Source organism: Psychromonas sp. L1A2 (assembly GCF_009828855.1).
In the GTDB taxonomy this organism is placed as follows: domain Bacteria; phylum Pseudomonadota; class Gammaproteobacteria; order Enterobacterales; family Psychromonadaceae; genus Psychromonas.
Genome location: NZ_WUAG01000001.1, coordinates 1,146,893 through 1,162,900 on the forward strand (window position 1 = coordinate 1,146,893; position 16,008 = coordinate 1,162,900).

The 16,008-nt window shown below is 34.3% G+C and carries 15 protein-coding genes; 8 read left to right on the forward strand and 7 right to left on the reverse strand.

Annotated features, from left to right (window positions below; genetic code table 11):
- Positions 1 to 216: 216 nt before the first annotated feature.
- On the reverse strand, positions 217 to 2,487 hold the full coding sequence (gene nrdA, locus GQR59_RS05055) for a class 1a ribonucleoside-diphosphate reductase subunit alpha (protein WP_025564903.1): 2,271 nt from the start codon (positions 2,485 to 2,487) through the stop codon (positions 217 to 219).
- Between the two features lie 575 nt (positions 2,488 to 3,062).
- On the opposite strand from nrdA, the gene GQR59_RS18815 reads away from it, so the two are divergent.
- Both GQR59_RS18815 and GQR59_RS05060 read left to right on the forward strand, forming a co-directional pair.
- Entirely contained in the window at positions 3,063 to 3,194 is a 132-nt protein-coding gene (locus tag GQR59_RS18815) for a hypothetical protein (RefSeq protein WP_268892966.1), read from the forward strand.
- 360 nt (positions 3,195 to 3,554) lie between these two features.
- Positions 3,555 to 4,196 (forward strand): hypothetical protein, encoded by a 642-nt coding sequence (locus tag GQR59_RS05060; protein ID WP_160060966.1) that lies wholly within the window; start codon positions 3,555 to 3,557, stop codon positions 4,194 to 4,196.
- A gap of 222 nt (positions 4,197 to 4,418) precedes the next feature.
- Here the strand turns inward: GQR59_RS05060 and GQR59_RS05065 are convergent, their stop codons facing one another.
- The 3 genes from GQR59_RS05065 to GQR59_RS18900 form a co-directional block, all read right to left on the reverse strand.
- Entirely contained in the window at positions 4,419 to 4,655 is a 237-nt protein-coding gene (locus GQR59_RS05065; RefSeq protein ID WP_160060967.1) for a YecH family metal-binding protein, read from the reverse strand.
- Between the two features lie 335 nt (positions 4,656 to 4,990).
- Positions 4,991 to 6,265, reverse strand: coding sequence for a dicarboxylate/amino acid:cation symporter (locus GQR59_RS05070; protein WP_160060968.1), 1,275 nt, complete (start codon positions 6,263 to 6,265; stop codon positions 4,991 to 4,993).
- A gap of 370 nt (positions 6,266 to 6,635) precedes the next feature.
- Complete coding sequence (locus GQR59_RS18900; protein WP_160060969.1) at positions 6,636 to 7,034, reverse strand: DUF2061 domain-containing protein; 399 nt, start codon at positions 7,032 to 7,034, stop codon at positions 6,636 to 6,638.
- Positions 7,035 to 7,526: 492 nt separating this feature from the next.
- Here GQR59_RS18900 and GQR59_RS05080 point away from each other — a divergent pair, with 492 nt between their 5' ends.
- Positions 7,527 to 8,585 carry an MBL fold metallo-hydrolase gene (locus tag GQR59_RS05080; protein ID WP_160060970.1) on the forward strand — a complete coding sequence of 353 codons (1,059 nt, stop codon included), beginning with the start codon at positions 7,527 to 7,529 and terminating at the stop codon, positions 8,583 to 8,585.
- A gap of 162 nt (positions 8,586 to 8,747) precedes the next feature.
- Positions 8,748 to 9,707 (forward strand): hypothetical protein, encoded by a 960-nt coding sequence (locus GQR59_RS05085; RefSeq protein ID WP_160060971.1) that lies wholly within the window; start codon positions 8,748 to 8,750, stop codon positions 9,705 to 9,707.
- A gap of 364 nt (positions 9,708 to 10,071) precedes the next feature.
- Here GQR59_RS05085 and GQR59_RS05090 read toward each other — a convergent pair whose 3' ends face one another.
- Together GQR59_RS05090 and GQR59_RS05095 are read right to left on the reverse strand one after the other, a co-directional pair.
- Complete coding sequence (locus tag GQR59_RS05090; protein WP_160060972.1) at positions 10,072 to 10,410, reverse strand: thioredoxin family protein; 339 nt, start codon at positions 10,408 to 10,410, stop codon at positions 10,072 to 10,074.
- Positions 10,411 to 11,431: 1,021 nt separating this feature from the next.
- Positions 11,432 to 13,039, reverse strand: a complete 1,608-nt coding sequence (locus GQR59_RS05095) for a methyl-accepting chemotaxis protein (protein WP_236546659.1) — start codon at positions 13,037 to 13,039, stop codon at positions 11,432 to 11,434.
- Positions 13,040 to 13,730: 691 nt separating this feature from the next.
- Here GQR59_RS05095 and GQR59_RS05100 point away from each other — a divergent pair.
- The 4 genes from GQR59_RS05100 to ykgO all read left to right on the forward strand — a co-directional run bounded on the left by GQR59_RS05100 (position 13,731) and on the right by ykgO (position 15,151).
- Complete coding sequence (locus GQR59_RS05100) at positions 13,731 to 13,919, forward strand: hypothetical protein (protein ID WP_160060974.1); 189 nt, start codon at positions 13,731 to 13,733, stop codon at positions 13,917 to 13,919.
- Between the two features lie 255 nt (positions 13,920 to 14,174).
- Complete coding sequence (locus GQR59_RS05105; protein WP_160060975.1) at positions 14,175 to 14,483, forward strand: hypothetical protein; 309 nt, start codon at positions 14,175 to 14,177, stop codon at positions 14,481 to 14,483.
- Between the two features lie 276 nt (positions 14,484 to 14,759).
- A complete protein-coding gene (locus GQR59_RS05110; protein ID WP_160060976.1) occupies positions 14,760 to 15,011 on the forward strand; it encodes a type B 50S ribosomal protein L31 in 252 nt (83 codons plus the stop codon).
- Positions 15,011 to 15,151, forward strand: coding sequence for a type B 50S ribosomal protein L36 (gene ykgO / locus GQR59_RS05115; RefSeq protein WP_025562424.1), 141 nt, complete (start codon positions 15,011 to 15,013; stop codon positions 15,149 to 15,151). The genes GQR59_RS05110 and ykgO overlap by 1 nt, the downstream gene beginning before the upstream one ends.
- 116 nt (positions 15,152 to 15,267) lie before the next feature.
- Here the strand turns inward: ykgO and mtgA are convergent, their stop codons facing one another.
- A complete protein-coding gene (gene mtgA / locus GQR59_RS05120; RefSeq protein WP_160060977.1) occupies positions 15,268 to 15,960 on the reverse strand; it encodes a monofunctional biosynthetic peptidoglycan transglycosylase in 693 nt (230 codons plus the stop codon).
- Positions 15,961 to 16,008 lie beyond the last annotated feature (48 nt).

A 16,008-nucleotide genomic window follows, 5' to 3' on the forward strand; every position in this document is an offset into this window, starting at 1 on the left:
CCAGTAGTTATCAATATGTATTTAATAAGTGGTATTTTTATTTTAGTTCAATAATCTAAAAGAACAAATAAATTATATGTTTAAGAGGAATTATTAGAGTGTAATCTTTAAAATACTTAGTTTGAAAGAGTAAGTTTGAAGATTTGAAAGGCATAAAAAAGGGATGTGTTAAACACATCCCTTTTATTAACTTATTATGTTGTTAAAGGCTGAAATTTATATCTTACAAGCACCGCCAGCACAACTGTCATCTTCAAACACTTTTTCATCATCAGCACCGTCACGAGTGTTATGGTAATAAAGTGTTTTTAAGCCCATTTTATAAGCCATTAACAGATCTTTAAGTAAGATTGTCATTGGTACTTTACCGTCATCAAAACGTTTAGGGTCGTAGTTCGTATTTGCTGAGATAGCTTGGTCGACAAACTTTTGCATAATGCCAACAAGTTCCAAGTAACCTTTATTATTTGGAATACTCCATAATAACTCATAGTTATTTTTGTATTTATTAAATTCAGGTACTACCTGTTTTAAAATACCGTCTTTACTTGCTTTAATACTGATGAAACCACGTGGTGGTTCAATACCGTTAGTCGCATTTGAAATCTGACTTGATGTTTCAGAAGGCATCAATGCTGATAACGTTGAGTTACGTAAACCATCTTTAACGATATCTGCACGTAACGTTTCCCAGTCTAAATGATATTCTTCATCACAAATTGCATCTAAAGATTTTTTGTAGGTATCTAACGGTAGAATACCTTTAGCATAGTTAGTTTCATTAAACTTAGGGCATGCACCACGCTCTTTAGCTAACTTGTTTGATGCTTTCAATAAGTAGAATTGAATCGCTTCAAAGGTTTTATGCGTTAGATTGTTAGCACTACCGTCTGAGTATTTTACGCCATTTTTAGCTAAGTAATAAGCGTAGTTGATAACACCTATACCTAACGTACGGCGATTCATGCTGCTTTTTTCTGCTGCGATGATTGGGTAATCTTGGTAATCCAACAAGTTATCTAATGCACGTACAGCAAGTTCAGACAACACTTCAATTTCATCTAATGACTCAATCGCACCTAAGTTGATTGCAGATAAAGTACATAAAGCGATTTCGCCTTCTTCATCTTTAATATGTGTAAGTGGTTTCGTCGGTAACGCTATTTCTAAACACAAGTTACTTTGGCGAACCGGTGCAACTTTGCTGTCAAATGGACTGTGCGTATTACAGTGATCAACATTTTGAATGTAAATACGTCCAGTACTTGCACGTTCTTGCATTAACAGTGAGAACAATCTTACTGCTGGAATCGAGCTTTGACGGATTGACTCATCACCTTCGTAAAGGTGGTATAAACGTTCGAATTCATCTTGATCTTCAAAGAACGCATCATACATTCCCGGCGTATCAGAAGGGCTGAATAAGGTAATGTCTTTTTTGTCGATTAAACGTTGGTAGAATAAACGACCTAATTGCACACCATAATCAAGGTGACGAACACGGTTAGAGTCAATACCACGGTTATTTTTCAATACTAATAGCGATTCAACTTCTAAATGCCAGATAGGGTAGAAAACCGTTGCTGCGCCACCACGAACGCCACCTTGTGAACAAGATTTAACCGCTGTTTGGAAATGTTTATAAAATGGAATACACCCGGTATGATAAGCTTCGCCACCACGAATGTTACTACCCATTGCGCGAATACGACCTGCATTAATACCGATACCAGCACGTTGCGATACATATTTAACAATTGCACTTGATGTTGCATTGATTGAATCTAAGCTATCGTCTGCTTCAATTAATACACATGAACTGAATTGACGTGTTGGAGTACGAACACCAGACATAATAGGTGTTGGTAATGAGATTTTAAATTGAGAAGTCGCATCGTAAAAACGTTTTACATAATCTAAACGTACGTCTTTATCGTAATCAGCAAATAAACAAGCTGATACTAAAAGGTATAAGAATTGCGCACTTTCATAAATCTCACCCGTGACACGGTTTTGGATAAGGTACTTACCCTCTAACTGTTTTACGGCAGCGTATGAAAAGTTTAAATCACGTTTGTGATCGATAAACTTATTCATCTCTTCAAATTCTTGCTTGGTATAATCTTCTAGTAAATGTGCATCATATTTACCTTTAGTGACCATTTTACTAACGTGCTCAAACACACTTGGTGGTGTAAAGCGTTGATATGCACGTTTGCGTAAGTGGAATACGGCTAAATGCGCTGCTAAATATTGATAATCTGGAGATTCTTCTGAGATTAAATCGGCTGCTGCTTTGATAATAGTTTCATGAATATCATCAGTACGAATGCCATCATAAAACTGAATGTGTGAGTTCAACTCTACCTGTGAAACTGAAACGTTGTTTAGACCTTCCGCTGCCCACGTGATGACGCGATGGATTTTGTCAAGATCTATAGGTTCTTTTTTACCATTTCGTTTAGTAACAGATAGGTTTTTGTTCATTATTTTGCCTTTATCAAAAAGCGCGAGTAACTATTTTATTAAATACAAAGAGTTACTCACACTAGTGTGAATTGTTTAATTAAAACACAAGATGTAGTGTTGGTTTCAAAGAAGAGACACAAGATAACGTTTTTTAGAATAATTTCAAGGGATAACTTTTACTAAATTAGTGGATAAAATTGTGGACAAATTAGCAGGTATTCTGACGGTTAGTGCTTACTAACAAAATGCCGCAAGTGAGGTCTGTTTTATACAAATTGCAATAACTATTTTTGTTTTTTTTATACCTCTAAATTGTATTTTATGCAGACAATAATTTTTTAAATTTATTTTTTAATGTCTCATTTTTAGATATTAATCAGGTTTTATAGTATTGATATAATCTATCAATTTAACGCTTAAATGTTGTAACTCCGATACCCTAAATTACTACCGCTCATTTTATCACGATATTTATGAATGTCGTTGTGGTTAATCTCCATGGTTCTTGCTTTGTATTCACAGAAGTGCTGATAGCTATTTCATTTATTGACACCTTAACCTTGCCAAAAAAACGAGGCAAGGTAGGTGTTCTTATGACTTTTACTGTGGGTTTTGGTGCAGCCAACGCAATGAATCATATTGCCTATGCCGAAATACGAAAAATGACTTTGTTTTTGCTCATAAATTTACTGTCCCTAAGACTGACTGCTGATAACGCTTACTAAAGATAAAAGTAATTGAACAATAGCTCTCTACTTATTTAACGCTCAGCGTTGAAGTCAGTAACCTCAATTGTGGATAAAAAATAACCCTAATAAGTAAAACGATTGAGATCGAATATTATAAAAATTTAACATAGTGAAATTAATTGTATTAGATTTGCATTTATCCAGAGTTGAGATTAAGTCATATTTGGCTCTTAAGTTATTGATATTTTTTTGGAGTGTAGTAGACTCCTGCTTGAAAATAATAATCACAAATAAATCATTATTGTAGTTATTAAGTGTTACTTTAGAGCGGTTCTATTAGGTTTTATAATCGTCCGAGCCTAATACTCAAACATTCACAGGACGTGGGATAATAAGATGAAAAAAATAATATTATTGTTAATGATGTCAGTTTTAGCTGGTTGTGCAACACATGCAGAAATAAAAATGCCAGTGACAACAAAAGTGCATGATGCCGCATATGAAAATAAAAGCCTCAATTATGAAATCTTATACAGCCAACCTAAACCTGGTGTTTTCAGCGGTGGCGAGCAATTACCATTAGTGCCATTGGAAAAAGCGGAACTCTCTATTGCATCAGCATCTACATTAAAAGAACTGCCTAAATTAATTTTTGAGCAACTCCCCGTTTCGGTTAAGTATTTAGCCAATAATCCCGATTTAATCTTAAAACTTGAAATTACAGCACATGATAAACATGGGCCAGCTTATGCAGATTATGAATTTGCAAAGAGCTTCGGTAAAAACTTATTAACACTAGGCTTTGCTTCTTCAGAGTACAATATTGTTGCTGATTTCGACGCAAAATATATTTTAGAACAAAAAGGTGAAGTGATCTTTACTCAAGATTTTCGAGTGAGAGATGAAGTCGATCATGAGAAAGGAGATTTTGATTCTTTTAATAGTTTAAATGAATACACCTCTCAAATATTAGAGAAGCATTTAATCTTAACATTGCATGAGTTTTTCAAGGTTGCGGCTATGCATGTAAAATCTTAAAAAGGCAATGTTTCGTATTAGAGTTATTATGTCAACTGGATTTTAGATCAGATAATATTCTTGGAAAAGAGCGTTTATACGCTCTTTTATTCTTTCAGTGAGTTATAAAAATAACCATCATTTATAACATAACAACATAACTCTAAAATATCTCAGTTTGATCGTCGATTAAAGCTTTGGTCTATTCCTCAATGAATGTTCTACTAATAAAGGCATCGCCTATTAACAAAGAAAATCTTTGGGCATGCTAATTCCCTCTGTTGATTCAAAAATTTTTCCTTTGGCCGCTAAAAAGTTAATGAGTTGATCTGCTGTTAAGTCGCTGCTCATACAAGTATGAAAACGTGCACTATCCCCAAAAGTCTTTGAAATCATTGTCTTTAATGTTTTTTTTGTATAAGCCTTTTCAGACTTTTCAAGAATTTCTATTACTTGATGTCCATGAATTGATTGATTCATCTTTTATTCTCTTTAAACGTGTTTAATTGATAAACACTATAATCAACTATTTTATTTTCTGGTTGATACAAAACAAGATTCACTTATAAATTTAACTTAGTTATAACTCAATAAATATAAATAGTAGTTGCAGTAGTTTGAATTATTACAGGACAGAACAAAGAAAAAGAGAGGGGTATTGTGATACTTTTATGAGGAAAGTCTTAATAAGTGAATAGTTTTTTAATAAAAACGCCACTGGTTAAAGTGGCGTTTATTTTTATTAAAAACGAACGTTTTGCAGATTAGCTTTTTACAGGTACCTATTCTAAAGGTAACTGTTTAAAAGATAAAGGTTACGCTGTTTCTTCAAATTTTTTCTTACCGTCGAAGATGTCTTTATCAAGCTCACCTTCACTTTTAGCAACTAATAATGAAACCATCATGTCGCCACAAATGTTAACTGTTGTACGTGCCATATCTAGAATACGGTCAATACCAGCAACAATCGCTAATCCTTCAAGCGGGAGACCAACCGTTGTTAATACTAATGAAAGCATTATTAGGCCTGCACCAGGAACCCCTGCAGTACCTACAGAAGCTAATGTTGCAGTTAATATAATAGTTACGTAATCAGAAGCAGCAAGGTCAACACCAAATGCTTGGGCAATAAACAGAGCACAAACACCTTGATATAGCGCTGTTCCATCCATATTGATTGTTGCACCTAGAGGCAATACAAAACTTGAAACACCTTTAGAAACGCCTAACTCTTCACGAGAAGCTTTTATTGTTGCTGGAAGTGTGCCTGAGCTGCTTGTTGTGGTAAATGCAACAGCCGCTGGGTTAGTTAAACTTCTTAGATAACGAACAGGATTTAAACGCCCTAAAATACTGATCATACCGCTGTAGAATATAACAACGTGGATTAATGCACCTAAGTAAACGACAGCGATTACTTTTACCAGTGGTAGTAGCACATCCGCTCCATATTTACCTGAAACCCAAGCCATTAAACCAAATACACCATAAGGTGCAAGTTTCATTACTAATTCAGTTAGTTTATACATTGCTTCAGCAAGGCTTTCAAAAAGCTTAATGGCTGGATTACCTTTTTCACCAATTAAAACCAATGAAACTCCTAAACCAATAGCAAAGACAATGATTTGTAAAATATTACCTGCAGCAAGCGCACCGACTGGGTTTTTAGGGATCATATTAAGTAATGTTTGCACTAAAGTAGGGGCATTTGGTATTTCTGCATCAGTAGTCATTGCCACCATGTCTAAACCTGCACCTGGTGTGAAGATAGTAGCAAGGCCAAGACCAATAGTAATCGCGACAGCAGTTGTCCCTAAATAAAGTACAATTGCTTTAAGGCCAATTCGTCCCATTTTGCTGGTATCTTGCATTGAAGTAATGCCAACAATAAGGGAGAAAAAAACCAGCGGGACAATTAGCATTTTAATGGCATTAATGAAAAGCGTACCTAACGGTTTAAAAATTTCTGCATCGGGGCCCATTAAAGTACCCGCGATAACACCCAGAATCATCCCAATAAGAATTTTCTTCCATAGTTCTAGGCGAGTCCATGCTCCAGCAGATTGAGTTGAGTTTTTTTTGTTGTTCATTACAAGTCTCTAAAAGTTGTTAAAAGTGATAAAAATGACGTTTTAAATCATCCAAATTATAAAGGGATGACATCATAGTCACTTGACTTGTGAATTGATACAGATTGGTTTTTATTTGATTTGTGAAAATAAAATCTGATTTATAAATTATTTTAGTAATAGGTACTTTTGAAGTGGTCGTCTTTAATGTCGCGAGGATAAAATAACAAGAATATAGTAAGAAGTGTCATTATTAATATAGTAAGGCATTACTTTCCCTGCTGCGGATCACTTCCCTTTTTCTACAAAAGAGATAGAGCGAGCAGGGATTATTTATTTACGCGCTTTTTTATTGTTAATTAGGCTTAGGTTTAATTAAGACTAAAGATAATTAAACGCACATGGCTGGTTCAGCTTGATACTCAATATTTTTATTTTTGTTGCCCCATGCTCTTTCATGGAAGAAGTAAGCGAAAGAGTTAATCGTTGGTTCAATGATGGCCATTAATCCACCTAAGAAAGCATCGCCGGTCAAAGCATAAGTAACCATGAAAGCAACGTTAAAATGAATAACGGCAAAGCTCACGGTTTTAACTTTTGTCATTGATTCTCGTCTTTTAAGAAAGGGTAGTTGTTGCCAAGCTTTTTCATGGAAATAAAAGGCAACCGTATTTACCGACGGTTCAATGATAGCGATTAAACTGCCTAGTAAAAAATCCCCTGTTAAAGCAAAAGCAAGTAAAGTTGCGATACTGAAATGGATAACTGCAAAAGTAATTGTTTTGATCATAGCGTGTACCTCGTAATATGTTCTCTGTTTTGTGATGCTATTATTGATACTTATTATCATTAAGTAAAATGGGAAGATTCTATTTATTTGATAGGTTATTTCAATTTATATTGTTTCTTTGATAGTTTTTGCTTTGATTTTGTTTTTGACAAATTGATATTATGGTTTTAAGTACGGAATGTTCTTTTTATTTTTTAGAATTAAGGACTATTTAGGTTAAGTATAAAAGATACTATTTTCTGCTATAACAAAGCACTTAATCCTGTTAATGCACCATTATTTCTAATAAGTGGTTACTTTTGATACAGAACCGATCTTAGTAGATCAAGATAGTTAATATACAATATTTTTAATTTACAATGTCCTGAATAGCGTCTTTTGTAAATGATGATGGCTTGCTGAAAAACGCTTTGTCATTAAGGTGTTGAGAGAATATTTTTCCCCTTAAATTTATAAAAAGTTGCATTAATCAATCACAAAGGATGGTACTAGATGACTCAATTTATTAAATTTTTAAGCCTATTTTTATTGGCTTTTAGTATGAATGCTTTTGCACAAGATAGACAATGTATGGAGGTTAGCCTAACTGGCACGCTCGGTGGTCCAGATGTTTATAAAGGACTTGCTGGAGCTGGTACTTTAGTGAAAGTAGGGACAATCAATAATGGTTGTAGTGATGTTTTCTTGCAATTTGATGCCGGTAGAGGAACTGCATTGAGACTTGCAGAACTTGATGTACACCCCAATATGCTTGATGCAGTCTTTCTGACGCATTTACATTCTGACCATACTGTTGGGTTAATCGATATTGCACAAACTCGCTGGCATAGTTTTTCGAAAAAACTTGATTTAGTCTGTAGTGAAGATGTAGAAGCTAATGGTGTATTTGCCCGCGTAATGAGCTGCGAACAATTTGCGATTCATATTGCTGATGCTGCGTTATATGCAGGTGAAATTACACAGAGAATATCTGAAAGTAAAAAGCGTAATAAGAATGGCCCTAATGATTTGATTAATTTTATGCCTGTTGCATTACCATTAGTCAATAAACCTAAAGTCGTATGGCAGTCTGGTGAAATTATTGTGACTGCAATTACTTCCTCACATATTCCTGGTAATTTATCTTATCGAGTTGATTCTCCAGCCGGTTCTGTCGTTATTGGCGGAGATGCAGGTAATGAGAAATTAACACCTCCACGCATTAGTTCTACTTCAAAAAATGTCGAATTATTGTCTAAAGATGTTGATATTTTAGTACACTCCGCCATTCATCCATATTTTGGCCCCATCTATGGTAGTACTTTTCCTGCGCCAATCTTTTATCGACAAAGCACCTCAACGGATCTCGGAGCATTAGCTAAACGAGCTAATGTTAGTCATTTAATGTTAACGCATTTAGTTCCAGCTATTGGAGCCGAAAAGTTAGGACCTCATACTGTACCGGGTGGTGCGCTAAGTGAAAAAGATTATTTAAAATCTACACTAGAAAGTGGTTACCAAGGAAAGATTTATGTTGGTAAAGATTTAATGACAGTGAGGTTGCTGCAATAAGTCAGTTTAGTTGATTCTGTTTTATGATGATTGTGGCTTGAGAAAACGATTGGTTAATATATTTTATAATGCTGATGAAGCCATAATAAGTAAGAAAAAGTATAAGTGTTCTCGCCCGAGTTTGTCGTGGTCAAATCAAGTTTATTTAATAATGAGAGTGACATGAACAAAACTATGGCCTACAAAGTAATACTCCTCGCTATGTTATGTTTGTCTATTAACGTATCTGCTACAAATGCAAAGGTAGACTCTCGTGAATATAAAATATTATTAAACCCGAGCTTATTCACTGGTGATGAATCAGTCAGAATAAGTAAAATAAATGATTACTGGAAAGTATTGAAAAGCCTGATTGAAAAGGGCGCTTTAAAATCCGAGGCATCAGGTCATTTAAACTTAGAAAAAAGCAGGACTGTTTCATTTTATGATGTTCAAGGCAGTTGTGACTTACTTAATGCGGGTTATAGTTTTCGAGAAAGAGTTGAAAATGGCAAACGTAAAGTCACCTTGAAGTTTCGTAGCGCAGATCAATTGCTTGCTAGCGCACAAGATCTTCGCGGAAAAAAGTCTAAGGCTAAAAGTAAATTTGAAGAGGATATTGCAGTGCCTTTCATCAGTACCTATTCATCTTCAACTACACAAAAAATTGGAAATAGTAAAAATTTGAATAAAATGGATGATCCTGCCGGTTTATATCCAGGCTTAAAAAATGAACACTTTGATGAAAGCTTAGCGATTGAGAAAGTAAGTAATTTAACTATCAATGAATATGTTTATAAAAGTGAAAATATTGAGATAGTTAATAGAGTTGGCGTAGTGGATAACGAGTTTTCATTAAGCTTATGGTACAACGAGTCAGTCAGTACGACGCAAGCAATTGTTGTTGAAATCTCTTTTAAATATGACAATGAGCAAGAAGAATTTAATAAAAATGATAGTCACAATATTAGTAATAACAGCAGTAAAAGCAGTAAAAGCAGTAAAAGTAGTAATGAAGTCAAGCATGCAAAAGAGCTCTTTATGGTTATGCAAGAAAACCCACTTTTAGCCAAATGGAATTCAACTGACTCCTTAAGTAAGACGGCGACTGTTTATCAATATGATAGTCGTTTTTGTCACTAAAATACAACGCTCAATCGTTATACCCATCACGCTAATTAATTGATCTATTTACTGGCTAAAATAACTTATTGCTCCGTTGTAAATTTCGTATAAGAGAGCAGCATTAACATATTTTAGTTAATTCTCCGATAGACGATCAAGGAAGTTAATCTTCGAAAGGTTTCAACTTACACCTTAAACAACGTCATTTTTCCTGCGCAAAATTTAGATCACTTGTTTAATGTAATCTGCATTAAAGTAAAGTTAAAGCAATAGTAGTAAACGACCATTATCGATAGGTGCTCGTCTATCAATAATTATTGACAGAGGCAATTCCCTCCAATAATTGCTTATCAAAGCTTGGGGTTGTCTTTTTACCCTTTTTTTAACTGACTTTTGAAATTAATTGACGAACCTGATCAGGGGTTAATGGCCTCACTATACGCGCGATTTCATCACCATTTTGTAAGATAATTAACGTCGGCCAAAGTTTTACCTTGAAAGCTCTTCCCAATCGTTTACCTTTTCCGTCATAAATTTTAATATGAGACAATTTTGAGTACTCATTCAATACCTCCTTAACAACTGAATGTGCCGCCTGACAGTGCGCACACCAAGGTGCACCAAACTCAAGCAACACATTGCCCTGTAAATCACTTACTTGTTTGAATGAAACCATTTCTTCTTCGTAATCAGTTTTAAAGCCAATATCATTATTTTCCATTTTATTTACTCCACGTGATGAATTACATGAATAGTCGCTAAACGCTTTCTTCACACATAAAATATCTTATACCAATCACACTAATTAAGTTATCTATTTTACTTGTTAAAATAACTTATTTCTTCGTTGTAAATTTCGTAAAGGGAACAACCATTTAGCTCAATTTTCGCCTTGAACTAAGTCATTTTTCCTGCGCAAAATTTAGATCACTTATTTAATGTAATCGGTATTACTAGATTGAAATAAGACAGTAGGAAGTATCAAAAAATTGCTTCTACCGCTGATAAATTTAGGTATAACACGTGTCAATTTACGTATAACAGGAGGAAGTTTACTTATAATACGGACTACATTAAATAACCTCAGTTCTAGGTAAACGAAGCTATACAACACCGCTATTTCCGCGAATTTATGCGTTAAACAACCTCTTAATAACCCGTTATTACTTCAATCATTCACCTTGAACTACGCAAAACTAACGGCACTGACTAGTAAAAAATAATACCTTCTAATGTTAAATGTGATTTTGCTTTCATTAACCAGAATTGAGGTTAAATAAGTTATTTTAACCAGTAAAATAGATCAGTTAATTTATTGATAATAGAAGAAACGACAGGAAAGGTATGAATAAAAGGTATGTATTTTAGATCATGGTGAAAGATTAGAGTTGTTGCGTATTTCTGTGTTAAATCATTTTCCAATCGCCCGTTATCGTTTTAATCATTCAATTGAATTATGCAATTGAACTATGCAATTGAACTATGTTATTGAACTATGTAATTGAACTATACGAAACCTAAATAAAAAATGAACGTGATTATGTTTGATTTTTAGATGTTTACATTATTTGTGCTTAAGTTTTTAATGTTCAAGTTGTCGATGTTTAGTCTGATTTATTGATACTGCGCTTTTATTATCTAGAAATAAGGTTAAATAATAAAATTATTGTCCTTGATAAATAACAGTTTTTACAAACTTAGACCATTATTTATCAAGGACTCAATTTCAATAAAATGAGTGCTTAATATTTAAATTGTTCCAATAACTTGTTTAATTCATTCACATTGGTTTTAAGTGTTTGTCCCGTTGTATGTACCACCATAATATTGTCTTTGTTTGAGTGAGAGACAGACGATATACTAACAATGCTTTCTTCGATTTCTGACATTACTTGGTTTTGCTCTGCTGTTGCAGTGGCAATTTGTGCATTCATTTGATTAATATTTTTCATGTTTTCAGCAATGACACCAAATGAGAGCGTTAATGCTTCAACTTTACTATGTGAGTTGGTTGCGTTATCTCGGCTAACAGTAAATACATCGATAACCTCTTCAACGTTTTCACGTAAACGGTTTACTATTGTTTGAATATTTTGTGCTGATTCTTGAGATCGACCTGCAAGTGAACGTACTTCATCAGCAACAACAGCAAAGCCTCGACCACTTTCACCTGCGCGAGCAGCTTCGATAGCTGCGTTAAGTGCTAATAAGTTCGTTTGTTCAGAAATGCCAGAAATAGCATCTAACATAGCCCCAATGTTAGCACTATCATCGCCTAATCTTTTGACCACATCTTCTGCAGAGCTCATCTTATTGGCTAACTCTGCCATTTGCGCTGTAGTCGAAGTACAAATATCCATACCGGTAATAATGTGTTCGTTAACCGCTTCTGTTTCATTAGAAGCATCAATCGTGAACTGAGATACTTCCGCTGATGTCGCTGTTAATTGATTAATGGCCGCTGCAGTTTGGTCGGTTTCTTTAGCTTGCATTTCCATTGCGCTTTGGGTTTTTTGAGCTGAGCTTTGCAATGAATCGGATGTATTACTCAGATCTTTCATCGTTTCACTTACCGCTTCAATCACAGTCTGTGTCTTTTTAATAAAACTATTAATATGATGCGCCGTAATACCTAATTCATCATTTTTAGATTCATTTAATCGTTTGGTTAAATCGCCTTCACCATTGGCCAAATCATCTGCCATATTAGTCATGACATCTAATGGTTTCAATAAACCACGGCTGGTCATGATATATAACAAGATTAATACCAATAAAAATATGCCAGATAATAAATAAATGGAGGTTTGAATAAGTGCTGAATCACTGGTTTGTTTATTAAGATTTTCCTGTGAATTCAACTCGGCTATTTTCATAATACTTTCGACTTGGTCTGTAATTGCGGCTGCAGCATTGTCGAATTCAGGCATGATTTTATTACCGCCATTTGGACCTTCTTCAATATAAGCATTCGCCATCCGCTTACCTGTTGCAAAATAATTATTAAGTGTTGGTAGCATCTTTTGATAGAACTGCGCATTGCTGTCATCTAATAACGTTAATTCAGATAATAACTTTACTGCAATCTGATAATTTTCCTCAGCGACTTCTATACCATCGTTGAGACCATCTTGTGCTCTGGTTGCACTGATATCAGTTAGCCATTGTTGAACCTGAATAACGGCTATTTTTAATTCATAATTTTTGAAAAGAATAGGTTCAATCGTTTCACCTATCAGAATGGAGGCTTTATGAATGCGATTACTTTGATAAATCATAAATGCAGATTGAATAAATAATACTGTCATTAAGCAAAACAAAGCCATATACATTTTTTTTCTTATCGTCATCATCATTCTCATTAAGTTAGTTTTGTTATTGTTAAATATAGTTCTATTCAACATTTTGAATTCGATCTGTTTTTTTAAATAACCTTTCCAATAACAATATATTTTACATGGTTACTACTAAAGTAGTAGCATTTTTGATTATTGCAATTTAATTAAGTTAAAACTGTGTTTATTTACATAAAGTTACATAAAACTGACTAACGGTTGTAAATATTAATTGACTTTAATTTGTAAGTTATCTTCTAAATAGATTGGTTGAGCGCTACAACTTCTCGGTTATGACTCAATCTAATCAGCTATAACGAGTCTTTTAATTACTTTTTATTACTACCATATTGTTACTTTATGAATGTGACTTTGAAAAGATAGTTGGTGGTTTTTTCAGTTTTCATGCTCTTTTAAATCGTTTTATATTTTTTACTGAATACTGAATACTGAATACTGAATACTGAATATATGAGCTGTGCGACAAGATTTCTCTTTTAATCTTGTTGCTGTTTTACCGTTATTCTAACGTTAGTCATCGATCAGAAAAGCCTAAAGAAAATATTTACAACGTTGCATCACTTCACTAACTCTATTATCGTTGTTGCTTAATATGATTAAACTTAACGTTCAGATCTGTACACTTTCAAGCAGATATCTCAAATGTTTCGAGAATCGACAAACGTTAATACACAAGGTGATGTTCATGACAATATTAATTATTCTAGGGATGTTATTTTTAGCTTTGATATTGATGGTGGTTTTAGGTGAGCGCTTTGCAAAGCCAATCGATCAGCAACAACAAGCTAAATACAGTAAAATATTACCTATATTGGTTTTTATCATGTTGATCGCTGCCTTAATAAAAGCAGTCGTTGAAAATGGGGGCTTTTAGATAAACCATGTTTTTAAACTCTACTTCTAAACTACATACCCTAAACTACATACCTCTAAACTACATACTTCTAAATTATATCTAAAAAGAGAAATGACTGTTTTGCCTTATAGAAATAAAGTGATCAGTTAAATTAGATATAATTATAAGTTAAACATCTGGATATCCTGCAATTTTCTACTTAAAAAGTATGTCTTATATGTACTCGGTTATAGTATTTTAGTGCAATGATTCAATTGAATTAAAGGAATAAAAATGAAAGTAACATGCCCAGGTTGCCAAGCAAAAATTAACGTTAAAGATATCAAGCACATTAAGAAGAAGGGGCTGCACGTAGAAAAGCAATGTCCTTCCTGTCAAGTTTGGTTTAGTTTAAATACGACACTCTCATTTGTGAAAATGTTAGGAGTATCGTTATTACTCATCACCAGTTTACTTAATCTGTCTGGTACTAAGAGTGAATATAGTTTGTTATTTTCAAGTCTTGGCTTTGTGGGCATTGTCATCGCACTATTAATCACTTTCTTTGGTAAAAATGAAATAGTAGCTAAGCGAAAAAATTAACCCTGTTGTTCATTAAGCCATACCAATTACACTAATTAAATTCAAATCGGGATGCTAAGCACTTCTATTGTTTAATGTCATCCATAGCAATAAAAGCCGAAGAGACTGATATCAAATCATATTTTGGAGTTAGCATCTTAATTGTATTAATAAAGTTTGTACTTCGGTTATCTATGAGTCATTCGATTGTTATTAATGGTAACAGTTATCATTAACATTGATCTATTTCATTTTAATTGTTATGTTATAACATAACTATAAGATGGAGAGTCAACAATGAAAGAAAATATTCACCCTAATTACCAAAAAGTTGTGTTTCATGACACGGCAGCAGACGTTTATTTTGTTATTGGATCAACCTTACAAACCGATAGAACGATAGAGCATGAAGGAAAAATTTATCCTTATTTGCCTATCGACATATCGAGTGCATCACATCCTCAATACACAGGTAAACAACGTGCCGCTAAGCAAGAAGGGCAAATTGCTAAGTTTAATAATCGTTTTGGAAGCCTTAGGAGCAAGTAATGAAGGTATTGAGTTCTTTAAAAAGTGCCAAAACACGCAGTTCAGATTGCCAAGTAGTGAAACGACGCGGGCGTACCTATGTTATTTGTAAATCGAATCCGAGATTTAAGGCTGTACAAGGTATGAAGAAAAAACGTTGATCGACTGACCGTTAGCTGCTCTCTAATTTATTACATTCATTAAAAGGTAGCTAACGATTAACTTATTTCATTTTCTAAAGTTAAATTAATGGGAGATTTTTCAAACAGTCCTTTTTTTAATCTTTAAAAATGGGGGTTAAATAATCATTACCAAGCTGGTTCATTTGTCGCTCAATCCACATGACCCTTTGGCTAAGCGATGCAGTCAAACTGCGAGGATCCCGTGTTTTTGGACTCGGTAATAACACCGCTAATTGTGCCGTTTGATGTTTAGTAAGATAACGTGCCGATTTACCAAAATAATGTTGACTAGCTGCTTCCACACCATAAATTCCTTTACCAAACTCCGCCACGTTTAAATACACTTCTAAAATACGTTGCTTTCCCCAAATAGCTTCCAGGCTAAGCGCTAAAGTAGCTTCCAGTGCTTTACGTATAAAACTTCGCCCAGACCAAAGGAAAATATTCTTCGCCGTTTGTTGAGTAATAGTGCTTGCACCACGAAGGCCGTCACCATCACTGTATTGCTCAACAGCATCAATTATGGCTGTAAAATCAACACCAAAATGTTCTGGAAAGCGTTGATCTTCAGAGGCCACAACAGCCAGAGGCATAGACGAGGGGAGTTTATCAATACCGATCCATTTTTGAGTTACTGGATAAGGGCTTTGCAACATAAATGCCGTGGTCGGTAATGGCACAAAGCGAAACATCAGTAAGATTAGACCGACAAACAACATCAACGCTAATAATATACGCCATACCTTCGACCATACTTTACTCAAAAAACTGGATTTACGCTTTGCCATTCATCGTCTCTAATTGGGGTTAGCGAGGCGGTAAAATTTGATAGCCTC